Origin of the sequence: Pseudoalteromonas sp. L23 (genome assembly GCF_021728455.1) — a bacterium.
Taxonomy (GTDB): Bacteria; Pseudomonadota; Gammaproteobacteria; order Enterobacterales; family Alteromonadaceae; genus Pseudoalteromonas.
Genome location: NZ_JAKKCW010000044.1, coordinates 1 through 2,916 on the forward strand (window position 1 = coordinate 1; position 2,916 = coordinate 2,916).

The window sequence follows — 2,916 nt, forward strand, 5'->3', positions numbered from 1 at the left end:
GCAAACGGCCACACCCCATTCGATTATGTGATGCATTGCTTAAACGAATTAGCCCAGCCACAGTACGATATCAACAGTTTACTGCCCTGGCATGTTAGCCTCTAGGTGTAGTTAGCGGTACGCTTACTTTTAGTTAATGGAAAATTCTACTTATAAACTGTTTCATTTTTTGGGGGAGTTACACTGGCAGTTTCGTCCAAAATTCAAAACTAACAAAAACAGAATTATGCTTGCCCCATAAAGGAGCTTGATAAACAAAGCCCCGCGAGTGCGAGGCTTTGGATTCAAAAGAAAATTAGAATATTTTTATCGATTACGCTAAAACTATACTGCGGACTTCTTCAAGAGTATGTGAATAGTGCTTTTTGTTATCGAAGTAAATCTTAGAACATTTCAATTTCAATAATTCGTCTAATCGTCCATCCTCAATCACCGTATCACTAATGACTAAGCTATCTAGACCTAACTTTGAAATGCCAGTAATACCTCTGATCTGCCCACATTTATCTAGCGATATTTGCTTTAAGCTAGATAGCTCAAAGACAGACTCCAAGTTTTCTAACTTTTTACATGTTTCAAACTCTATACGCTCTAGGGCAACAGATTGTAGGGATGAAATATCGACTAACTTACTGCATTGATACAACATCAATGACTTTAGGTTAGGATTATTCTCTATCCCTTTTAACGATGCCAGCTTACTACCTTTTACAATATCAAGTCGTGATAAACTTTGAGACTTAAATGAAGACAAATCTTCGCCTTTGTATCCGTTTATTAATATTGTTTGAATAGTATTGCTTTCACAGATAGATGAGAAACATGGCCGCCAATCAAAACGTACATCAACAAGATTTTCCAGCAATTTGAAATCAACTTTGGTTTTGGCTTTAGGGCACTCTAAATATAAAACCTCAAGGCTTTGTAGTTTTTCTATTACTGACAGGTCTTGTACAACGCTATCAAAAATCGCGACTACTTTTAGATTTTCAATGTCTGCCAAAAAGTCTAACGGTTGCGTTTTCCAACCTTTCCACTGACTCAATAGTATGGATGTCACCCTATGCTTTTTGATTATGTCCAAAATATCACTATTGAATGTGTCGAAAAGTTGGATTTGCACCCCTCCATACTCTTCATCATCAATAATTTTATATTGCTCTGTTTCGATATTCACTTAACTACATTCCTCTCTTCGGCATGGATTAACCTTGTTAGATACTTTGTCAGATGCTGCACCACGACCGCCAGTTGCATCATCAATCATACCTTGTTCGGTTTTTTCACGCTGTAATTTACCGCCTTTAACCTCTTTAGTTTCGAGTGTACCTGCTTTATCTTTGGCAAATTTATCTTTGTTGCTAGCGTGTTGCTTTATACGCTTCATAACATCCTTTGATTGACCAATATATTCTTGATCTCCTTCCTTGAATTTATATACACCTTCAATTTTCTTTCTATTTTTTATGGATTGCTTCATGGCCTTCTTCATACCATATTTAGCAATATTTTTGACTGTTGGGGCTGGGATTCCCGTAGTCCGTTCAAAAGCTTCACCGCCAGCTTCTTTTAAAATCCAAATAGCTACAACTACTAACGGTATTTCTCCTGTCGGGTCGGTATATTTATATGGGTTATTATTAGCATAAGCGTATCGATTAAAGCCATGAGCAATATTGCTATGACCCAAAGCTCCAACAGGATCATTCGAATAAAACCGCCCGATAACTGGATCATAGTATCGTGCCTGCATATAACTTAGACCAAGCTCTTTATCAAACTTATGACCGGTATAGCCTACATCATCTTTTGGCGTTTCCAGCGTTTCACCAAACGGGCGGTAGTGTTGACGGCTATCTGCTTCCGACGCGGGTGTTACGTCGCCATATTTGGCAATCAACTTTTTGCCTAGGTAAATATAGTTAACACCTTCACCCGTTATGCTGTTGCCCTTTTCGCGATACAGCAAAGTGCCATCTTGCGAGTATAAGCTATAACTCGTTCCGCTTTGCTCTACTTGCTTAACGCGGCGATTATGTCCATCGTATAGATACGTGTTATTTTTCGCTGAAGTAAGCTGGTTTGCTAAGTTAAAGTTAAGCTGATACGCACCATTGTTGTCGATATTGCCCCGCGTATCATACGTTAAGTTTGCATACTTACCATTGGTGCCTGCTCCCGTCACGCTAGATAGACGGTTTGTCTGTCTGTCATAGGTGTAGGTCAGGTTTCTACCTTTGCTTGTATATGATTCTATATTCCCTAAAGCATCGTACGCGATTGTACTGTTGCCAATAGCTGTACCGCCCTTGACCGAGGTCAACCTATGCAAACCATCGTAACTTAAGCTTAAATTATAATCAGGCTGTACCCAATCCAAAATAGAGGTGACATTACCCACGATATCAAAATTATAATCTAACTTAACAAGGTTAGTTGTTCCGCGGCTATCTTGCAGTACATCAGGTAATAAACTGGTTTTATCAAGCGTTAAACTATGTTTTACCCCATTACCGTAGGTAAAACTTTCTAACATACCATTGGCGTAATAACGAGCGTCAGTTGCAAACTGCAGTTCAATTTGTTCTGTGCCTTCTTTATATGTTACTGCCCGTGTAGGTTCACCAAAACCATTTGGGCTATAGCGTACAACGGTTCCATCTGGGTAGGCTAAATAGCTGCGTTGTTGTAATGCGTTGTAGCCATAGCCGACTTCTAAATGCAACTGTCCATTAATCAGTAGTTGCTCAGCCTCAAGTAGGTCTTGGTTATTGTATGCATACCTATGTGTGACATCTCCTGCAGTCAACCCTGTCACATTACCATTATTATCAAGAGTATAAGTAACTGAAGGTGTGTTACTGTTTTCAGGGTAGTTAATCTTATATAGGTCACCAACGTTATCATACACATACT

2 protein-coding genes are annotated in these 2,916 nt (G+C 39.1%); both read right to left on the bottom strand.

Features of this window, described 5'->3' with window-relative positions; translation table 11 throughout:
- Nucleotides 1-313: 313 nt before the first annotated feature.
- Nucleotides 314-1,177: a hypothetical protein gene (locus tag L3V43_RS23575; protein WP_237117538.1), complete on the bottom strand. Its 864-nt coding sequence runs from the start codon at nt 1,175-1,177 to the stop codon at nt 314-316.
- Nucleotides 1,178-2,916, bottom strand: a 1,739-nt coding sequence (locus tag L3V43_RS23580) for an RHS repeat-associated core domain-containing protein (protein ID WP_276575209.1), incomplete at its 5' end; no start/stop codon positions are given.